This window comes from Kitasatospora sp. NPDC036993, from assembly GCF_055607525.1.
Map to the genome: position 1 here is coordinate 73989 of NZ_JBVJRP010000003.1, position 19195 is coordinate 93183.

Genomic DNA, 19195 nt, shown 5'->3' on the forward strand with positions numbered 1-19195 from the left:
TACGCCGCCGGGGAGGTCGAGCCGGACCGCGCCGCTCCGGCGGCAGCAGCGTCGTGACGGCGAGGACCGAGAGCACGGGGATCGCGGCCGCGCCGATGCCCGTCACGATCCGCCCGGCCACGAGCACGGCCAGGCTCGGGGAGATCGCGCAGATCAGGCTCCCGACGGCGTAGGTGAGGAGCGCGAAGGCAAAGAGACGACGCAGGCTCACGCGGTCCGAAATGCGGCCGTACAGGGGAATCCCGACCGAGAACATCAGCAGGAAGCCGGTGACGACCCAGGCGAGTTCGGCCTCGGAGGCCCGGAACTCGGACCCGATCGTCGGAAGCATCAGATTGACCATGTCGCTGGCCGTGACCGTGGCGAGGATCGCCGGCATCAGCACGGCCAGTAAGCCCAGTTCCGAGCCGGTCTGCCCGGTCGTTGTCGACGTGGAAGTCATAGGAGGCCCTTCGGGTGGCTTTCCGCCACCGTGATGGTTACAGTTAGGGCACAAGAAAGGCGGAGGACACTGCCTCCGCCATCGGTCAGTCGGTGACGTGCTGCACGGCCTCGCGCTCACTGTCCCGCACCTGCCGGACGAGGTGGGCGATCGTCGTCCGCCCGAGCCGTTCTTCCAGGGCCCGCTCCGCATCCTGGAACTCCGCCTCGAGCAGCTTCTGCATGTTCCGCCCCACCTCGCATTCGGCGCTCGGTGGATGCGGGTGCCGCGACAGGATCGGCCCCGCCTCCACGGCGGTGTACACGTCGTAGAGCGTGATCTCGCGGGCGGGACGGGCAAGCGACCAGCCGCCGTTGCGCCCCTCGGTGGACCGGACCAGGCCGGCATCCCGCAGACTGCCGAGGATCCGCCGCACCAGCACCGGATTGCCGGCCAGGCTCTCCGCGATCTCCACCGAGGTCAGCGAGCGATCCCAGCGCCCCAGCATGGTGAGTGCGTGGATCGCGACCGCGCTCCTGCTGCTGATGCTCACGACTCCCCCTTCGCGACGGACGCCCCGCCGATCCAACTGTAACGACGCTAGTAGCAGTTTGAATCAGGTGTCAATCCGGCGGCGACGCCCCGGCGTTCGAGGGACGTGTTCGGAGCACGGGGCATCCGCCGGAACGACACCTCGGTCGCCGCACCCAGGGAGGCCATGGCGTTGCCGGCCCCGGCCACGCGCAGTGGTGCGCCGCCGGCGGCTCTCAGCCGTCGGCGCGCGGGTCGGAGGCGGCGCGCGGGCCGTCCGGGGTCTCGCGCACGACCTGGAGGTGGCCCGCCGCGTCGTCGAGGGCGGCGAGTGCGGTCGTGTGGAAGCCCGCGGCCCGCAGGCCGTCGGCTGCCGCGTCGCCGGCGCCCTGCTCCACCGCGATGCCGAAGCCGTCCTCGCCGGGGCGGGCGCCGGCCGTCAGCCGGCCCACGATCCAGCGGGGCCGGGCGACGGCCTCGCCCGCGGTGAGACCGGCGGCGAGGTTGAGTGCCAGGTGGGTGTGGATCTGGGGCTGGGCGCGGCCGCCCCTGGTGCCGTGGGCGCCGACCAGCCGGCCGTCCCGGCGAACGAGGACCGGCATCAGCGTGTGCGCCGGCCGTCGGCCCGGCCCGATCTCGTTGGGGCTCCCGGCGACGCCGCTGAAGCAGGCGCCCCGGTTGTGGAGGAGGATGCCGGTCTCCGGGTCCACGACGCCCGACCCGAAGGTGTGGAACACGCTCTGGATCAGGGACACCCACCGGCCCTCGCCGTCCGTGGTCACGATGGCGACCGTGTCCCCGGAGGCGCGCGCGGGGATGTGCGGCGGCCGGCCGTCGGCCCGGGTGGAGAGCAGCCGGTGGATCGGGGTGCTCCCGAGGGCGGCCTCGACCAGATCGGAGACCTCGCCGACATCGCCGACCTCGCCGTGGTCGCCGTGGTCCGGGGAGAACCCCGGATCGCCGAGGAGCCGGTCCCGCTCCGCGGCACACAGGGCGAGGACGCGCCCCACCGGTGCCGCCTCGGCCCCCAGGGCGTCGGGGACGCGCACCCGGCGTTGCCGGATCACCTCCAGGGCCACGAGTCCGCGCAGGAAGAAGCGGCCCTGGCTGTTCCCTCCCGAGCTGAGGTACTCCTCGCCGGCGAAGCGGGCGCCGAGCGGCGCGGACAGGGACGAGGTGTGCGCCGCGAAGTCCTCGGCGTCCAGCGCGCTGCCGCCCGCCCGCAGGGTGGCGACCACGCTCGCGCCGAGGGCTCCGGCGTAGAACGCCCCCGTCCCCTCCGCGGCCAGGGTGCGGAGACTGTCGGCGAGCCGCGGAAGCGTCACGTGCTGTCCGGTCCGGAGCAACTCGCCGCCGGGGAGGAACAGTTCACGGGCGCCGGGATCGGCGGCGAGGGCGTCCGCCTCGTGCTCCAGGCCGCGGCGCAGACCGGGCGCCACCGCGAACCCCTCGGCCGCGATCCCGGCCGCGGCGAGGAGGGCCGCGCCGAGCGGACGGTTTCCCCACCGGTCCGCCAACTGCTGCCAGAGGTCGAGGACTCCGGGCACCGTCACGCTCCTGGCGCCGGTCACCGGCACCTGCCCGCCGGCGTCGAGGTGGTCCGCCCGTCGCCACCCTCGGGCGCTGCGGCCGCTGCCGTTGACGACGACCGGTTCGTGGTCCGGCCCTCCCACGAGTGCGAAGGCGTCGCCGCCGATCGCGCACTGGTGCGGGTAGACCACGGTGAGGACCGCGGCGGCCGCCAGGGCGGCGTCGACGGCGTTGCCTCCGTCTGCGAGGACCGACTCGGCGGCCCCGGTGGCGGTCCGGTGGGGAGTGGCGACCGCGCCTGGGTGGTTCATGTCGGCCCCTTCGTGATTCGTCGTCGTCCGTCGTCGTGCGGCTGTGGGACAGGAGGGATACGGCTCCGGAGATGCGCCGGTGAAGGCCGGAGGGGTTGGTCACGCCCGTCACCACCATCCACCGAAATCCACGATTCCGGTTGCGCGGAGCGGGTGGAACGACGCGATCCGGACATCAGGCCCGGCCGTCGCCCGCGTCGGGCCGCCGTCGGACCGGGTACGCCCCGTACCGCGGGGCACCACGGGCGCGTACGATCCGGGCGTGCCCCGTAGGACGTCCGTCGCAACCGCCCCCGGCATGCCGCACCTGCTCCTGCTGGCGCTCTCCTGCGCCTCGGGCTTCGCGCTCCTGCTGCCCGTCTCCCCGCAGTGGGCCGTGCACGGAGGCGCCGACGCGTTCGGCGCCGGACTCGTCACCGCCACGCTGATGGCGACCACCGTGCTGGCCCAGCTCCTCGTCAGGGCGGCGCTGCGCGGGCTGGGCTGGTCGCGCACCCTCGCCCTGGGCGCCCTGCTGCTCGGACTGCCCGCACCGGTGCAGGCGTTCAGCGACGGCCTGGGGGCGATCCTGCTCACCACCGCCCCGCGGGGGCTCGGCTTCGGCATCCTCACCGTGTGCGGCTCCACCGCCGCCGCGACCCTGGCTCCCCCCGGGCGCCAGGGAGCGGCCATCGGCCTGTACGGGCTGGCCCTCGCCCTGCCCCAGACGGTGCTGACGCCGGCCGCCCCGGCGCTGGCCGCGGCGCTGCCCCTCCCCGCGGTCATCGCCTGCGGCGCGCTGCCCGTCCTCGGCCTGCCGTTCGCCCGCGGCCTGGGACGCGCGGTCGAAGCCCGCACCGCGCCGCCCGCACCGGAAAGGACGGCCGCCACCGCCACGGTGCTCCGCCGCATCCTGCTGCCGCTGGCCACCCTGCTGCTGGTGACGTCGGCCGGAGGTGCCGTGCTGACCTTCACGCCCCAGTTCGCCGGCCGCCCGGCCCTGGCGGCGACGGCGCTGTTCGTCTTCACCGCCGTCGCCGCGGGGGCCCGCTGGGTCTGTGGAGTCCTGGCGGACCGCTTCGCGCCCCGCCCGCTGACCTGCGCCCTCCTGGTCGCCGCTTGCGCCGGCCTCGCGCTGATCGCCCTCGCCGTCCGCTCCGAGCGGCCCCCGCTCCCCGGGCTGCTGACCGGTCTCGTCCTGCTGGGGGCGGCGTACGGCGGGCTGCAGAGCATCACACTGGTGCGGGCCCTCGACGAGGCCGGGCCGGAGAACCGGCACACCACGTCCGTCGCCTGGAACATCGGCTACGACTCCGGAACCGGCCTCGGCTCCCTGCTGCTCGGTGTCGCCGCACAGGTCGCGGCCTTCTCGACCGGGTTCACCGTACTGTCCGGAGTCGCGGCGCTGGCCGCGGTCGTGGTCCTGTCGGCGGGCAACCGGCCGCACCACGGGCCCGCAGCGTCCGCCGGGGCCGCCAAGGCAGAGGCCGCGGACCGCGAGACCTGCCGGCCGCTGTCCGGCCACCCGTAGCATCGGACGCCGACGGAGAACTCCCGGACGAAGCCCTCCCCGCGACGGCTCAGCCTGCGGCCCGCACCAGGGCGTCGAAGAGGCGCTGCTGGGCCGGGTCCTCGTCGGCGGTGTCCTCCGGGTGCCACTGCACGGCCGCGAACCAGCCGTCGTGCTCAGGGAGTTCGACGGCTTCGACGGCTCCGTCGGCGGCCCGGGCGGTGACGGCCAGGCCCGCCCCGAGCCGGTCCACGTGCTGGTGGTGGTAGCAGGACGCCTCGACCCGCGCGGCGCCGGTGATCCGGGCCACGGCGGAGCCGGGGGCGAGCGGGACGGGGTGCCGCAGGTGCCGGTGCTCGCGCCCTGGGCCGCCCATGTCCTGGTGCAGGGTGCCGCCCAGGACCGTGTTGACCACCTGGAGTCCACGGCAGACCGCCAGCAGCGGCACCGCGTCCGCGAGAGCCCGCCGGGCGAGTTCCAGGTCGAACCCGTCCTGCTCCGCGTCCACGTCGTAGACGGCCTCGTGGGCGTCGGACGCTCCGTAGCGGTGCGGGGCGAGGTCGCCGCCGCCGGGGAGCAGCAGCCCGTCGAAACGGGAGAGCCTGGCGGCCACCTCGGCCGGGTCGGCGACGCCGCCCGGGGCGTGCGGGTGCAGGGTGACGGGCTCGCCGCCGGCCCGCCAGACGGCCTCGGTCAGGGCCCGGGCGCTGACCTCGGCGGCGTACCGCAGCGCGGAGGTGGAGGCGGCGAAGCGGGCGGGGATCGCGATCAGCGGTCGGTGGTTCACAGCTGGATCCAGGTGGTCTTGAGTTCGGTGTACTTCTCCAGGGCGTGGGCGGACTTGTCGCGGCCGTTGCCGGACTGCTTCATTCCGCCGAAGGGCACGGTGAGGTCGCCCTCCTCGTAGCAGTTGACCCAGACCGTACCGGCTCTGAGTGCGCGGGAGACCTTGTGCGCGGTGGAGAGGTCGGAGGTCCACAGCCCGGCGGCGAGGCCGTACTCGGTGGCGTTGGCGAGGGCGACGGCCTCGTCGAGGCCGTCGAAGGTGAGGACGGCGAGCACCGGGCCGAAGACCTCCTCGCGGGCCAGCCGGCTGTCCGGGGCGACCCGGTCGAAGACGGTCGGTTCGAGGTAGCAGCCGCCGGTCGCGGTCAGGGTGCGCGCGCCGCCGGTGCGCAGCCGGGCGCCGTCGTCCAGGGCGGTGCGGACGTGGCCGAGGACCCGGCCGAGGTGCTGCTCGCCGACCAGGGCGCCCATCTCGGTGGCGGGGTCGAGCGGGTCGCCCACCCGCAGGGCGCGGGCGCGGGCCACGACGGCCTCGGTGACCTGCTCGGCGACGGAGGTGTGGACGAGCAGCCGGGAGGGCGCGGTGCACATCTCGCCCTGGTTGAAGAAGATGCCCCAGGCGGCCGTGGCCGCGGCCCGTTCCAGGTCGGGGGCGTCGGGCAGGACGATGTTGGGCGACTTGCCGCCCAGTTCCAGCCAGACCCGCTTGAGGTTGGAGTCGGCGGAGTAGCGCAGGAAGTGGCGGCCGACGGCGGTGGATCCGGTGAAGGCGAGGACGTCCACGTCGGGGTGCAGCCCGAGGGCCCGGCCGGCCACCGGTCCGTCGCCGGCGACGACGTTGAGCACGCCCGGCGGCAGCCCGGCCTCCAGGCCGATCCGTCCGAGCAGCAGGGCGGACAGCGGCGAGTTCTCCGAGGGCTTGAGGACGACCGTGCAGCCGGCGGCCAGGGCGGGTGCGATCTTCCAGCCGGCCAGGGTGAGGGGGAAGTTCCAGGGGACGACCGCGCCGACGACGCCTGCGGGCTCCCTGGTGACCAGGGCGAGGGCGTCCGGCGCGGTGTGCGGGGACTCGTCGGTGAGCTTGTCGGCGAGGCCGCCGTACCAACGGAACGTGCCGATGACGGCCCGCAGTTCGATGTCGTGGGCGTCGGTGACCGGCTTGCCCGTCTCCAGGCTGACGGTGAGCGCCAGTTCGGCCCGCCGCTCCTCCAGGAGGTCGGCGAACCGCAGCAGGGCGCGGCCGCGGTCGGCGGGGGCCAGCCGGGGCCAGGGGCCGTGGTCGAAGGCGCGGCGCGCGGCGGCGACGGCCGCGTCGACCTCGGCCGCGCCGGCGTCCGCGACCTCGGCCAGCACCCGGCCGTCCCGGGGCGACACCACGGCGAAGGTGTCACCGCCGCCGGCTTCGTCGGCGCCGTCGATCAGATGCACGCCGGTGGGCCGGAAGGCCCCGGCCCGGCGGAGCCAGTCGGCGTGGGTGGCGAGGGTCATGCGGTCCTCCAGACCACGTGGGGGAAGCGGAAGGCGGAGGGCGCGCGCCCGGATTCGGGACGCGCGCCCTCCGGGCGGGTCAGCCGGAACGTCGTTGCCGGATCCGCTGGTTGGCCACGCCGAGCGCCATGACGACGGGCACCGACAGGACGAGCCACAGCGCGGTGCCCGCCGCCCCGCCGATCAGGGTGGTGAAGTTGGCCAGGATGAGCCAGATGGCGCCCGCGATGCCGAGCGCGCCCAGTACGGGGGCGACCACGGTGTTCCACACCCGGGTGTCCACCCGTCTGCGGCGGAAGAACACCACGACCGAGACCGAGGTCAGCAGGTAGATCAGCATCATCGCCAGGACGGCGAGTCCGCTGAACCAGGAGAAGAGGGTGAGCACCGGGTCCTGGCCGGCCAGCGCGAAGGGCGCGACCAGGAGTGCGGCGATGGCGGTCTGCACCCGGCCGGCCGCCGACGGGGCGTGCCGGCGGTTCAACCGGGAGAGCCGTACCGGAAGTTGGCCGTCCCGGGAGAGGCAGAAGAGGTAGCGGGCGGCCGAGTTGTGGAAGGTCAGCACGCCGGCGAACAGCGAGGTGGCCAGCAGGACCGGCAGGACGCCGCCGATCCAGCCGCCGAACAGGTCGGTGACGGGGGCGAAGACGAAGCCGGCCGAGTCCCCTGCGGCCAGGGCCCGTTCCGCCGCCGCCGGTGCCTTCGAGGCGCCGTGGGCGGAGATCAGCGTCCACGAGGTGAGGGCGAAGAAGCCGGTGACCACGAGCACCGAGAGATAGGTGGCCCTGGGCACCGTCCTCTTCGGGTCCTTCGCCTCCTCGCCGTAGATGGCGGTGGCCTCGAAGCCGAACATGGACGCCAGCGCGAACATCACGGCGACGCCCGGCGCCCCCTGGAGGGCCGCCGACGGGGAGAAGCTCTCGGCCACGCCGAGCCCTTCGGGTCCGCCACCCCTGACCAGGGTGACCAGGCCGAAGACCAGCAGGATGCCGAACTCGGCGAGCACGAAGGCGGCCAGCACCCGCGCGCCCATCTCGATCCCGGCGGCGCCGAGGGCCTGCACGACGGCCATGGTGACCAGCGTGTAGACCCACCACGGCAGGTCCAGCGGCGTGTGGTCGGCGACGAGGGCGCTGACGATCGAGCCGTACAGGCCGTACATCGCCGCCTGGATGACGCAGTAGGCGAACAGCGCGACGCTCGCGCCGCCCGCACCGGCGGCCCGGCCGAGGCCGGTGCCGATGTACGTGTAGAAGGCGCCGGCGTCGACGACGTGCCGGCCCATCGCGATGAACCCGACGGAGAAGAGCAGGATCACCGCCCCGGCCACCACGTAGGCCGCGGGGGTGCCGGAGCCGTTGCCGATGGCGACCGAGATCGGGGCGGCGCCCGCGATGCCCGTCAGCGGGGCCTGGCCGGAGAGGACGAAGAAGAGGATGCCCAGGACACCCAGGGCGTCGGCTTTGAGCGTGGTCGCTGTGGGGGCGTCCCGCTCGGTCCGCGCTGTGGAAGTCGCCCGACGGTCCACAGGGATCACCTCCGAAAGAGGGGTGGGGGATCGTTTCAGGTCAAACGAATTGCCTCATCGTGGGGTGCGCTCACCCGTTTGACAAGGGGTCGGGAGACGGGCCCGCCGGCGCCCGGCAGCTCAGGTCAGGGCACGTCAGGTCGCGGCAGCACAGTCAGGGCACGGCAGCGCCGGTCAGCGCCCGTCCGGCTCTCCGTCCGACCCGGACAGCAGACTCCTGAGCGCCGCCAGCGCCTCCTCGGTGGCCGCGCTCTCGCCGAACACCAGCTGGTGCAGCACCAGACCCTCCAGCGCGGCGAAGACCAGCCGGGACGTGCCCGGGTTCACCGGCCCGGGCAGGATGCGGTCCAGCTCGCGCCGACTGGCCTCGAAGTACTCCTCGTAGAGGCCGCGCAGGTGCGCCAGCAGCTCGGGCCTGCGCCGGGCCTCCAGCAGCAGCTCGTACTGGAAGGCCTGGAGCTCGGGCCCGGTCTCGACCATGTCCACGAGGCCGGTGGCGAAGTCGGCCGCCGTGCCCTCGCCGGCACCGAGCGCGCTGATGCTCAGCGAAGAGTGGATGGCGTGGGTGAGTGCCTCCTCGATCAGCGCGTCCCGGGAGCCGAAGTAGTGCACGACGAGCCCGTGGGTGACGCCGGCCTCATGGGCCACCGCCCGGTACGTGAGTTGGCGCAGACCGCCCCGGGCCACCACGCGGACGGCCGCGTCCAGCAGCGCCGTCCGGCCCGTCCCGTAGTTCGTCACGCGCTTGCGGGGGCCGCGCGCGGCGGACTCGGCGGGCTCGGTCATGGCGTCGACCCTACCGGGGCGTCCCGGTCACCGCTTCGGCGGCCTGACGCCGCGGAACTCCCAGTCGCCGCCCAGCGCGGTGGACAGCACCTCCTCCGACTCCGTGGGCTGCGCCCCCACGTCGGTGCGCACCGGGGTCGGCCCGGTGACGACGTGGTTGGTGAGCCGGCCGAGGCCCTCCACCTCCACCTCCACGACGTCCCCCGGCCGGACCGGCCTGGAGTTGGCCGGGGTGCCGGACAGCAGCACGTCGCCGGGGTACAGGGTGATGGTGCGGGCGATGTCGGCGACGAGGTAGTGCATGTCCCAGGTCATCTCGTCGGTGGAGCCGTCCTGGACGACCTCCCCGTTGACGTGGGTCCGCAGCCGCTTGCCGCGGAAGTCCCAGTCGGTGACCAGCCCGGGGCCGAGCGGGCAGAGGGTGTCGGAGCCCTTGACCCTGAGCATGGAGCCGGCGTCGGTGTCCCGGAAGTCGTGGAGGCCGAAGTCGTTGGCCACGGTGTAGCCGGCGATGTACTCCCCCGCCTCCTCCGGGGAGATGTTGCGCGCCGTGCGGCCGATGACGATGGCGACCTCGCCCTCGTAGTTGAGCCACCGGCAGCCCTCGGGGCGGACGACCGCGCCCCGGTGGGAGTTGAGCGCGGAGGTCGGCTTGTGGAAGTAGGTGGGCGTGTCGGGCAGGCCGATCCGGAACTCCTCCACCCGGCTGCGGTGGTTGAGGTGGACGGCGATCACCTTCGACGGCTCGACGGGCGGCAGGTGGTGGGCGTCCTCGATCGCGACGCGCCGGCCGTCGCCGGCGACCAGTTCCTCGCCGTCGCGCACGGTCCGGACGATGGCGCCGTCGAGGAGGATACGGCGGTACTCGGGCATGGCGGGGGCCTTTCTAGACGAGGCTGTGGGGGTTGCGGGGCGTGCGGGAGGAGGGCGCTCCGGTGCCCGTCCAGCCGTTCTCGGGGCGGTCGAACCAGAGGTGCGCCTGACCGGTGCCGATCGAGTTCTCGTACTCGCCGTACTGGCGCGCCTTCGCGGTGCAGGCCTGCTCGCCGAGGGCGCCGGCCATCATCAGGTAGTGGGAGAACCTGGCCTCGGGCTTGTACCGCCAGAACTCGTCCATGGTGTCGAGGACCCGGTCGTGGCGGCCCTCCTTGAACCAGGCGATCCGTTCCCGGTCGGCCGCCCTGGCCTCGGGGGTGAAGATGTGCGACGGGTCGCCGTCCTCGTGGTCGCGCAGCTCGCGCAGCGGCCAGAAGGTGTGGGACAGCGCCCCCGAGGCGATCAGCAGCACCCGCCGGCCCGGGGTGGCGGCGATGCCGTCGGCCAGCGCGCGGCCCAGCCGCAGGTGGTCCTCCATGTCGCCGGTCTGGCAGACGCCGATCGTCACCCAGCGCTTGTCCGGCAGGCCCTCGCCGAGGTACTTCCAGAGGTTGATCGTGGCGTAGTAGACCGGCAGGTAGGCGTCGTCGATCGGGGTGATCCAGGTGCCGTGCCGGTCGGCGAACGAGGCGATGCTGCGGGCGAGTTCGGGATCGCCGGGGTAGTCGTAGGGCATCCGGCACATGCCGCGCGGCAGCTCCTCGGAGGTGAACAGCCCGGCCCGGCGCCGCTGGGCGGTGACCACGAACTCGACGGTGGTCGCCCAGTGGGAGTCCAGGACGACGACGGTGTCGTAGTCCGCGCGCCCGAAGACCTCCTCGCGCAGCCGCCGCAGGCCGGAGACCAGGGTGAAGTCCCTGCCCCCGTTCAGCTGGAGCCTGGTCTCCTCCGGCAGCACGATGGTGGGGACGTGGGCGAGCAGGCCGGCTCCGACGATCTCACCCATGGTCCCGCCACCCCTTCGGCGAGGTGACGGTGTTCTTGAGGTCGCAGTAGAAGTCGAAGCTCCAGGTGCCGCCCTCGCGGCCGACGCCCGAGTGGCGGGAGCCGCCGAACGGGGCCCGCAGGTCCCGGACGAAGAAGCAGTTGACCCAGACGGTGCCCGCCACCAGCCGCCCGGTGACGCGCCGGGCGCGCTCCTGGTCACCGGTGGCCACGGTGGCCGCCAGACCGAAGCGGGTGTCGTTGGCCAGCCGCACGGCCTCCTCCTCGTCGCCGAAGGTCTGGAAGGTCAGGACGGGGCCGAAGACCTCCTCCTGGACGATCTCCGAGTCCTGGGCGACACCGGCGAGCAGCGTCGGCTCGAAGTACTGGCCCTCCCTGCGGTGGCCGCCGATCACGGCCCGGGCGCCGGCCTCGACCGCCCGCCGCACGAAGCCCTCGATCTTCTCCAGCTGGCGGGGGTGGATGGTGGGGCCGATGTCGGTCGCCTCGTCGCGCGGGTCGCCCTGCCGCAGCCGGGAGGCCCGGTCGACGAAGCGGCGGGTGAACTCCTCGGCGACCGTCTCCTCGACGAGGATGCGGGTGGCGGCCAGGCAGACCTGGCCGGCGTTGTCGTACTGCTCGACCGCGAGGTCGACGGCGAGGTCCAGGTCGGCGTCGGCGAAGACCAACAGCGGTGACTTGCCGCCCAGTTCGAGGCTGAGCGGGGTGAGGTTGGCGGCGGCCGACGCCGCGATGCGCCGGGCGGTCGGCACGGACCCGGTGAAGCTGATCCGGCGCACGTCCGGGTGCGCGGTGAGGGCGTCGCCGATCTCGGAGCCGTACCCCTGCACCACGTTGAGGACGCCGGCCGGCAGCCCGGCCTCGGCGGCGATGTCGGCGAGCAGCGAGGCCGTCAGCGGCGACCACTCGGCGGGCTTGAGAACGACGCTGTTGCCGGCCGCCAGCGCCGGGGCGACCTTCCAGGTGGCCAGCATCAGCGGCGCGTTCCACGGGGTGATCAGCACACAGGGGCCGGCCGGGTCCCAGCCGACGTGGTTGGTGTGACCGCGGGTGTCGAAGTCCTCGTGCCCGAGGCGCAGCAGCCAGTCGGCGAAGAACCGGAAGTTGTGCGCGACCCTGGGCATGACGCCGCGCCGGTGGGAGCGCAGCAGGGCGCCGTTGTCGGCCGTCTCCACGACGGCCAGGTCCTCCAGCCGGCGCTCCACGCCGTCCGCGATGGCGTGCAGGACGCGGGCGCGCTCCTCGCGCGGGGTGGCGGCCCAGCCGGGGAAGGCCTCCCTGGCGGCGGCGACGGCCGCGGCGGCCTCCGCCGCGGTGCCCCGGGCGACCTCGCCGAGGACACCGCCGTCGACGGGCGAGACGTCGGTGAAGGTGCCGGCGGAGGCGACGCGTTCGCCGCCGATCCAGTGCCGGGTGTCGACGGCCACTCCGGCGACGGTGATGGTGTGTTCGCTCATGTCTCGGGGCTCCTCGTGGTCGGTGCGGCGCGGGTTCACTCGGCGCCGGAGGCGTTCGACTCCAGCAGCCGGCCGCCGTCCCACACCACGCCGACCTGCCGGTAGTAGGCGGCGATCGGCTCGCGGACCTCCAGCCGGGCCAGCTCCTCGGTGGGCGCCTCGAACAGCTCCAGCTCGGCGTCGCCCACCCAGGACTGTCCGGCCTCGAAGGCGGCGGCGCCGGACTCGACCAGCTCGTCCAGGGCGAGGCCGCCGCCCTTCTCGATGGAGGGCAGCCAGCGGTGGTGGGCCATCGGGTGGCTGTTGACGAAGCCGTTGGTCCCGGACGGCTCGCGCAGTGTGACGACGGCCTGGGCCAGGCGCCGGTCCGCGGCGGCGAGGGTCGCGCCGAACCGGGCACCGGCCTCGATGCGCGGGGCGGGCCCGTACGGGTGCGGGCGGGTCTGGTGGATGGAGCCGAGCTTCTTCGGGTAGCCCTGGTGGAGTCCCCGGGCGATGGCGAAGTCCTTGTCGACCCAGATGTGGACGCAGCGCGAGTAGGTCTGCCCCCGGTACGTGCAGCGGACGACGGCGAACGCCTCCTTGTACTGGGCGAGCACCGGGTCGAGGAGTTCCTGTCCGGAGGCGGAGCAGGACTGCCAGTCGGCCCAGATCAGCGCGACGGCCCCCGGGTCCTCGTCGGCGAGTTCCAGTGGCTCGGGGAGCAGTTCGCGCACCCGGGCCGGGTCGGTGCGGTACTCGATGGTGAGCAGGTCGCCGGAGTAGCGCCACGGCGGCGAGGGGATCAGCGACGAGGCGCCCGTCGCCGTCTTGGGGTGGAAGTATCCACGGACACTGGCCACTTGGGGTTCCTTACGCGGTGGGAGCGGGTTGCTGGGAAGCGGGTTGCCGGGAAGCGGGTTACCCGGAAGCGGGTTGCCGGGAAGCGAGCTACTGGAGAGCAGGCTGCTCGTCGGCGGGCTGCCGGAGCAGTTCGGCGCGGTAGCGGGCGGCGGCGGCCGCGGCGCTCTGACCGCCCAGGGCGACGACGCCGACCAGGCGGCCGGCCCGGTGGTAGCCGACCAGGACGTCCCCGTCCGGGTCGCCGCCCAGGACGCGCACGTCGTCCCTGCCGAGGGCGGGGGCGCCGAAGGACTGGAGCCGGAAGTCGTGCTGGTCGCTCCAGAAGGTCGGCAGCGGTGCGAACGGCGCGAGGCCGTGGCCGGCGCCGGCGAGGTGCGCGGCGAGCACCCTGGCGCCGTGCCTGGCCGTGTCGGTGGGGATGGACCAGTGCTCGACGCGGCGCGGGACGCCGTCGTACCTGGGGTTGGGGAAGCGGGCGACGTCGCCGACGGCGATCACCTCCGGGCGGCCGCCGGCCCGCAGGTGCCCGTCCGTCAGCACGCCGTCGGTGAGGTCCAGGCCGTTGCCTTCGAGCCACTCGGTGTTGGCCACCGAGCCGACCGACTCCACCACCACGTCCGCGGCGAGCACCCTGCCGTCCGCCAGGACCACCCCGGTGACCTCGCGCTCGCCCTGGAAGGCGGTCACCCCGGTGCCGAGCGCGAAGCGGACGCCCCGTTCCCGGTGGCGGGCGAGCAGCGCCCGGCCGAGCAGTTCGCCGAGTGGTCCGGCCATGGGCAGCGGCAGCGGGTCGACGACGGTGACCTCGGCCGCGCCGAGGGCCACGGCGGTGGCGGCCACCTCGCAGCCGATGAAGCCGGCGCCCACCACGACCACCCGCACGCCCGGCCTGGTCAGCGCCTCGCGCAGCCCCCTGGCGTCGGCCAGGGTGCGGACGGTGTGCCGTCCGGCGGCGGGGCCCGGGCAGCGCAGCCGCCGGGCGCGCGTGCCGGTGGCCACCACGAGTCCGCGGTAGGGCAGGGTCTCGCCGTCGTCGAGTCCGACGGTCCTGCCGTCGAGGTCGGCCCGGACGACCGTGCTGCCCAGGCACCACCGCACGTCGGCGACGCTGGGCCGGGGCCGGAAGGCGAGCGACTCGAAGGACGCCTTGCCGGCCAGGACCTCCTTGGACAGCGGGGGCCGGCTGTACGGCGGGTGGGGCTCGTCGCCGACGAGGGTGATCGGCCCGTCCCAGCCGGCGGCGCGCAGCTGCTCGGCGGCGCGCAGCCCGGCCATGGAGGCGCCGGCCACGACGATGGGTGCGGTCACGGCTCAGCCCTCGATCCGGATGGCCTGGAGCGGGCAGACGTCGGCGGCCTCCTCGACGTCGGCGCGCAGGGCCTCGTCGGGGTCGGCGACGTACGCCAGGCGTCCGTCGTCGTCGAAGCGGAAGACGTCGGGGGCGGCGAAGACGCACTGGCCGTGGTCCTGGCACTGGTTCATGTCGACGACGACCTGCATGGCCGGTCCTCCTGGGGCTGGGGGAACGCAAGGAGACGGGGGAGGGAAGGGGCCCGGCCCGGGACCACCGGGGCCGGATCTCGGCCGAGGGGGTGCGGGGCGTGGGGGGCGTGGGGGGCGTGGGCGGGAGAACATCCGCCATGGCTCATTTGGTGTCAAACAACATAGGAACCGCCCGGCCCGCGGTCAAGAGTTATCCGGATGGATAATTTCTGCGGCAGACCCCTTGCGGCCGGGCGATCGCTGTCCATACGGTGGGCCACCAACGAGCGAGCGGTGTCCTGCGCCACCCCGCAGTCCCGAACCCGCCGCCCCCTTCCCCCCAGTGCCGCGGGCTCGCACTCCCCCAGTGCCGCGAGTCCCCGTTCCCCCAGAGCCGCGAGCCCTGGGAGGCGCCCCACTTCCCCCAGAGGAGACGCCGGTGAGCGCATCCGACATCCCGCCCGTCCGCCACCACGTGGAGCGACTGGCCGCCGAGGGCATCGACGTGGTCCGGGTGACCTATCCCGACCTCACCGGCAGCGAACGGGCCCGGGACGTCCTGCTGGACCACCTGCCCTCGGTCTGCGACCACGGCCTCGCCTTCTGCCGCGCCGTCTACCACACCAGCCCCCAGGGGGACGTCGTCGCCGTCCCCGGCGGGCTGGAGGCCGGCCTGCCCGACATCTGCGTACGCCCCGACCTCACCACCCTGACCGCCCTGCCGTGGGAGCCCGGCGTCGCCACCTGCCTCGGCGACGTCACCGACCCGGCCACCGGACGGCCCGCGCCCGAGTCGCCGCGCGACCTGCTGCGCCGGGTCGTCGACCGCTGCCGGGAGCACGGCCTGCACCCGGTCGTGGGGCCGGAGTTGGAGTACTTCCTGTGCGACGAGGCCCCCGGCACCGCCCGGGGCTGGCGCCGCTACAGCGACGCCACCGGCGCCGTCTACACGGCGGGCCTGCGCGCGGACGGCGACAACCACCTGCTGCGCACCCTGCGCCTGCTGCGCGACCTGGACATCGGCGTCAGCAGCGGCAACCACGAGTTCGACGGCTCCCAGTTCGAGATCAACCTGACCCACTCCGACGCCATGACGGCCGCCGACCGCGCCTTCCGCTTCAAGTCCGCGGTCAAGGAACTCGCCCGCAGGGAAGGCCGGCTGGCCACCTTCATGGCCAAGCCCTTCCAGGGCGCGGGCGGATCGGGCTTCCACCTCCACCTGTCCTGCGTGGACGCCGGGGGCGGCAACATCTTCGCCGACCCGGCGGCCCCGTACGGCCTGAGCACCACCGCGCGCCACGCGGTGGCCGGCATCCTCTCCCACGCCCCGGCACTCGCCGCGCTGGCCAACCCGACGGTCAACTCCTACAAGCGCTTCGGCCCCGGCACCCTCGCGCCCTGGCTGATCGACTGGGGGCTGGACAACCGCAGCGCCATGGTCCGCATCCCGCCGGAGCGCGGCCCGGGCGCCCGCTTCGAACTGCGGCTGGGCGACGCGAGCGCGAACCCCTACCTGCTGATCGCGGGCACCATCGCGGCGGCCCTCCTGGGCGTCCTGGCGGGCGCCGAGCCCGCCGCCCCGCTGGAGGGCTACGGCTACGACCCCGCCAGGTCCGCGGTCCTGCCGGTGTCGCTGCCCGACGCCCTCGACGCGCTGGAGGCGGACACCGCCCTGACCGACGTCCTCGGCGAGGACTTCACCACCGCCTACCTCGCGTACAAGCGCGACGAGGTCGCACGCTTCCACCGGCACGTCACCGACTGGGAGTTCACCGAGTACGCCCACCACCTGTGATGCCGAGGAGCGAACCCATGACCACCGCGCCGACCGCGCCCGCATCCGGTGCCGCCCACGAGCCGATGCCGCTGGACCAGGTGAACCTGGCCGATCTCGACAACTTCACCGACGGCGTCACCCCGTGGCGCATGTTCCACACCCTCCGCCACCAGGACCCGGTCCACTGGCAGCCGGAGGAGGCGCCCGACTCCGGCTTCTGGGCCGTCACCCGGCACGCCGACATCGCCCGCGTCGACCGGGACGCCGAGACCTTCACCTCGGCGAGGTTCGTCAACCTGGAAGAGGTCGACGACGACCAGATCAAGAAGCGCGCCTCCATCCTGGAACTGGACGGAGTCCGCCACCGCGCCCTGCGCGGCATCCTCCAGCGCCAGTTCGGCGCGAGCGTCATCAACAGCTACGCCGACTTCCTGCGCGGCCTGACCGCCACCACCCTGGACGCGGCCCTGTCCAAGGGCACCTTCGACTTCGTCGAGGAGGTCTCCGCCGACTTCCCGATCAACGTCCTCGCCCGGCTCCTGGACGTGCCGCCGGAGGACAACCGGCAGCTCATCGACTGGGGCAACCGGATCATCGGCAACACCGACCCGGACTACGCCGACGTCCTGCTGCACAGCGCGGAGAGCGAGAAGTACCGCGACCTGCCCTTCCGTTCGCCCGCCTCGCTGGAGGTCTTCGGGTACGGCCGCGAACTCGCCCGGCAGCGGCGCGGCGGCACCGGCACCGACCTGGTCTCCAGGCTGGTCAACGAGGTCCCGCGGGACGGGACGCCACTCTCGCCGCAGGACTTCGACAACTACTTCCTGCTCCTGGTCGTCGCCGGCAACGAGACCACCCGCCACACCATCAGCCACTCCATGCTGGCCCTCCTCCAGCACCCCGAGCAGCTGGCCCGCCTCCAGGAGGACCCCTCCCTCATCCCCGGGGCGGTCGAGGAGTTCCTGCGCTGGGCCTCCCCGGTGTACCACTTCCGCCGCACGGCCACCCGCGACGTCGAACTCGGCGGCAGGCGGATCAGGGAGGGCGAGAAGGTCGTCATGTGGTTCGCCTCCGGCAACCGCGACGAGGAGGTCTTCGGCAACCCCTACGACTTCGACGTGACCCGCCGGGACAACGACCACGTCACCTTCGGCAAGGGCAGCCCCCACCTGTGCCTGGGCAACCTGCTCGCGCGCACCGAGATCCGGATCATGTTCGAGGAGCTCATCCCGCGCCTGGCGGGCATCCGGCTCGCCGGCGACGTCCCGCGGGTGCGCTCCAACTTCGTGAACGGCATCAAGAGGCTGCCCGTCGAGGTCACCCCGGCCTGACCGGCCGCGCCGCCGTACGGCCCGGAGGCCCGCGCCCCGGGCCGTACTCCCGTGATCGTCGGGGGTACGGCCCACAGGGGGCGCGGGCCCTCGGGTCAGGCCACCGCGGCGGGCAGGCCGAGGAGTTCGGCGGAGCCGCTGCGGTTGTGGCGCTCCTGCCAGAGTTCGAGCGCGCTGCGACAGGCGTGGTCCAGGTGCCGCACGCCGCCGAGGTCGAGGCGCACCGGACGGTCGGCCGGCAGCCCCTCCAGCGATTCGAGGGTCTCCAGGAGACGGGGCAGCCGCAGGAACGTGGCGTTGCCGTGGAGGATCACCCGGACCGCGCCGTCCGGCAGTTCGGTGACCGCGACCTGGAGGTGGGAGGTGTCCCAGGCGCTCTTGAACACCGCGAGGAGCAGGCCCAGCAGCACCCCTTCGAGCAGGTTGGTCACCACGATGGCGACCGCCGTGACGGCCAGGATCACCGCCTCGCCCCGGTCGGCCCGCCAGAGCGGCCGCAGGGTGCGCAGCGGGACCAGCTTGGCTCCGGCGTGGACCAGGACGCCGGCCAGCGCGGCGAGTGGGATGGCGGAGAGCGCGGCGGGGAGCAGGGCCGCGAAGAGCAGCAGCCACACGCCGTGGATCACCCGGGAGGCCTTGGTACGGGCGCCGGCCTGGACGTTGGCGGCGCTGCGGACGATGACGGCGGTCATCGGCAGGGCGCCGAGCAGGCCGCAGACGGTGTTGCCGACGCCCTGGGCGAGCAGTTCGCGGTCGTAGTCGGTGCGCGGGCCGTCGTGCAGCCGGTCGACGGCGGCCGCGCTGAACAGCGTCTCGGCCGAGGCGATCAGCGCGAACGCGAGGGCCGTGCCGAGGACGCCGACACTGCCGAGCGCCGCGAGGTCGGAGGCGCCGGGCAGGTCGATGACGCCGGCGAGTCCGGCCACCTCGACCCGGGCGACGGGCAGGTCGAACAGGGCGGTGACGGCCGTCGCGGCGGCCACCGCGGCGAGCGGGGCGGGGACCGCCCTGACCCTGGCGGGCAGCCGCGGCCAGAGCAGCAGGACCGCGATCGTCCCGGCGCCGATCGCGGCGGCGGCGAGCGCGTGCGGCCGGCCGGCGACGTCGGCGACCAGTCCGGGGAGCCCGGCGAGCTTGGCGGGGCCGCTCGCCGGCCCCTTGGTGTCGGCCAGTGCGTAGAGCTGGCCGGCGATCAGGACCAGGCCGATCCCGGCGAGCATGCCCTGGACGACCGAGACGGAGATCGCCCGGAACAGCCGGCCCAGGCGGGCGGCGCCCATGGCGAGTTGGAGCAGGCCGGCGGCGGCGGTGATGACGCCCAGGGTGGCGAGGCCGTGTTCCTGGACGGCGGCGAAGACCAGCACGGTCAGGCCGGCGGCGGGGCCGGAGACCTGGAGGCTGCTGCCGGGCATCAGCCCGGTCACCAGGCCGCCGACGATGCCGGTGACCAGGCCGAGTTCGGCCGGGACGCCGGAGGCGACGGCGACGCCCACGCAGAGCGGGAGGGCCACCAGGAAGACGACGAGGGAGGCGGGGAGGTCGGCGCGCAGAGTGCTCAGCCGGAGGGCGGGACGACGAGTCATCGGGTCCTCGGGGCGGTGTCGGTACGGACGG

The 19195-nt window shown here is 74.0% G+C and carries 16 protein-coding genes and 1 pseudogene; 3 read left to right on the forward strand and 14 right to left on the reverse strand.

Annotation, left to right across the window (positions count from 1 at the left end; all coding sequences use genetic code 11):
- Positions 1-37 precede the first annotated feature (37 nt).
- The 3 genes and pseudogenes from ACZ7C5_RS06465 to ACZ7C5_RS06475 all read right to left on the reverse strand — a co-directional run.
- Positions 38-634, reverse strand: a pseudogene (locus ACZ7C5_RS06465) (MFS transporter); the annotation flags it as partial.
- A complete protein-coding gene (locus ACZ7C5_RS06470; protein WP_401091787.1) occupies positions 528-974 on the reverse strand; it encodes an RrF2 family transcriptional regulator in 447 nt (148 codons plus the stop codon). The gene ACZ7C5_RS06470 and the pseudogene ACZ7C5_RS06465, both read right to left, overlap by 107 nt.
- Before the next feature lie 214 nt (positions 975-1188).
- The gene (locus ACZ7C5_RS06475) at positions 1189-2793 is read right to left on the reverse strand and encodes a gamma-glutamyltransferase (protein WP_470322133.1); all 1605 of its coding nucleotides are present in this window, start codon (positions 2791-2793) and stop codon (positions 1189-1191) included.
- 262 nt (positions 2794-3055) lie between these two features.
- Here ACZ7C5_RS06475 and ACZ7C5_RS06480 point away from each other — a divergent pair, with 262 nt between their 5' ends.
- On the forward strand, positions 3056-4303 hold the full coding sequence (locus tag ACZ7C5_RS06480; protein WP_470322134.1) for an MFS transporter: 1248 nt from the start codon (positions 3056-3058) through the stop codon (positions 4301-4303).
- Positions 4304-4352: 49 nt separating this feature from the next.
- On the opposite strand, the gene ACZ7C5_RS06485 is transcribed toward ACZ7C5_RS06480, so the two are convergent.
- From ACZ7C5_RS06485 to ACZ7C5_RS06530, 10 genes are all read right to left on the reverse strand, one after another.
- Complete coding sequence (locus ACZ7C5_RS06485; RefSeq protein ID WP_401091792.1) at positions 4353-5069, reverse strand: gamma-glutamyl-gamma-aminobutyrate hydrolase family protein; 717 nt, start codon at positions 5067-5069, stop codon at positions 4353-4355.
- Complete coding sequence (locus ACZ7C5_RS06490) at positions 5066-6556, reverse strand: aldehyde dehydrogenase (RefSeq protein WP_401091794.1); 1491 nt, start codon at positions 6554-6556, stop codon at positions 5066-5068. Before ACZ7C5_RS06490 ends, ACZ7C5_RS06485 begins: the two co-directional genes overlap by 4 nt.
- A 79-nt stretch (positions 6557-6635) precedes the next feature.
- The gene (locus ACZ7C5_RS06495; protein WP_401091795.1) at positions 6636-8084 is read right to left on the reverse strand and encodes an APC family permease; all 1449 of its coding nucleotides are present in this window, start codon (positions 8082-8084) and stop codon (positions 6636-6638) included.
- A gap of 174 nt (positions 8085-8258) precedes the next feature.
- Positions 8259-8870, reverse strand: coding sequence for a TetR/AcrR family transcriptional regulator (locus ACZ7C5_RS06500; protein ID WP_470322135.1), 612 nt, complete (start codon positions 8868-8870; stop codon positions 8259-8261).
- 27 nt (positions 8871-8897) lie between these two features.
- Positions 8898-9743 carry a fumarylacetoacetate hydrolase family protein gene (locus ACZ7C5_RS06505; RefSeq protein ID WP_401091798.1) on the reverse strand — a complete coding sequence of 282 codons (846 nt, stop codon included), beginning with the start codon at positions 9741-9743 and terminating at the stop codon, positions 8898-8900.
- A gap of 13 nt (positions 9744-9756) precedes the next feature.
- Entirely contained in the window at positions 9757-10692 is a 936-nt protein-coding gene (locus ACZ7C5_RS06510) for a 3,4-dihydroxyphenylacetate 2,3-dioxygenase (RefSeq protein WP_401091800.1), read from the reverse strand.
- Positions 10685-12148, reverse strand: coding sequence for an aldehyde dehydrogenase (locus ACZ7C5_RS06515; protein WP_401091802.1), 1464 nt, complete (start codon positions 12146-12148; stop codon positions 10685-10687). Before ACZ7C5_RS06515 ends, ACZ7C5_RS06510 begins: the two co-directional genes overlap by 8 nt.
- Positions 12149-12183: 35 nt before the next feature.
- Positions 12184-12990, reverse strand: coding sequence for an acetoacetate decarboxylase family protein (locus ACZ7C5_RS06520; protein ID WP_401091803.1), 807 nt, complete (start codon positions 12988-12990; stop codon positions 12184-12186).
- An 88-nt stretch (positions 12991-13078) separates the two neighbouring features.
- The gene (locus ACZ7C5_RS06525) at positions 13079-14299 is read right to left on the reverse strand and encodes an NAD(P)/FAD-dependent oxidoreductase (protein ID WP_470322136.1); all 1221 of its coding nucleotides are present in this window, start codon (positions 14297-14299) and stop codon (positions 13079-13081) included.
- Positions 14300-14302: 3 nt separating this feature from the next.
- Positions 14303-14491, reverse strand: a complete 189-nt coding sequence (locus tag ACZ7C5_RS06530; protein WP_401091806.1) for a ferredoxin — start codon at positions 14489-14491, stop codon at positions 14303-14305.
- Positions 14492-14912: 421 nt separating this feature from the next.
- On the opposite strand from ACZ7C5_RS06530, the gene ACZ7C5_RS06535 reads away from it, so the two are divergent.
- Both ACZ7C5_RS06535 and ACZ7C5_RS06540 read left to right on the forward strand, forming a co-directional pair.
- A complete protein-coding gene (locus ACZ7C5_RS06535) occupies positions 14913-16268 on the forward strand; it encodes a glutamine synthetase family protein (RefSeq protein WP_401091808.1) in 1356 nt (451 codons plus the stop codon).
- Between the two features lie 17 nt (positions 16269-16285).
- Complete coding sequence (locus ACZ7C5_RS06540) at positions 16286-17581, forward strand: cytochrome P450 (protein ID WP_470322137.1); 1296 nt, start codon at positions 16286-16288, stop codon at positions 17579-17581.
- A 95-nt stretch (positions 17582-17676) separates the two neighbouring features.
- Here ACZ7C5_RS06540 and ACZ7C5_RS06545 read toward each other — a convergent pair whose 3' ends face one another.
- On the reverse strand, positions 17677-19164 hold the full coding sequence (locus ACZ7C5_RS06545; RefSeq protein WP_401091811.1) for a SulP family inorganic anion transporter: 1488 nt from the start codon (positions 19162-19164) through the stop codon (positions 17677-17679).
- Positions 19165-19195: the final 31 nt, after the last annotated feature.

Coding starts and splice junctions, on each gene's coding strand:
- ACZ7C5_RS06475 (WP_470322133.1), bottom strand. CDS start 2,793: ATGAACCACCCAGGCGCGGTCGCCACTCCCCACCGGACCGCCACCGGG.
- ACZ7C5_RS06490 (WP_401091794.1), bottom strand. CDS start 6,556: ATGACCCTCGCCACCCACGCCGACTGGCTCCGCCGGGCCGGGGCCTTC.
- ACZ7C5_RS06500 (WP_470322135.1), bottom strand. CDS start 8,870: ATGACCGAGCCCGCCGAGTCCGCCGCGCGCGGCCCCCGCAAGCGCGTG.
- ACZ7C5_RS06505 (WP_401091798.1), bottom strand. CDS start 9,743: ATGCCCGAGTACCGCCGTATCCTCCTCGACGGCGCCATCGTCCGGACC.
- ACZ7C5_RS06510 (WP_401091800.1), bottom strand. CDS start 10,692: ATGGGTGAGATCGTCGGAGCCGGCCTGCTCGCCCACGTCCCCACCATC.
- ACZ7C5_RS06515 (WP_401091802.1), bottom strand. CDS start 12,148: ATGAGCGAACACACCATCACCGTCGCCGGAGTGGCCGTCGACACCCGG.
- ACZ7C5_RS06530 (WP_401091806.1), bottom strand. CDS start 14,491: ATGCAGGTCGTCGTCGACATGAACCAGTGCCAGGACCACGGCCAGTGC.
- ACZ7C5_RS06540 (WP_470322137.1), top strand. CDS start 16,286: ATGACCACCGCGCCGACCGCGCCCGCATCCGGTGCCGCCCACGAGCCG.
- ACZ7C5_RS06545 (WP_401091811.1), bottom strand. CDS start 19,164: ATGACTCGTCGTCCCGCCCTCCGGCTGAGCACTCTGCGCGCCGACCTC.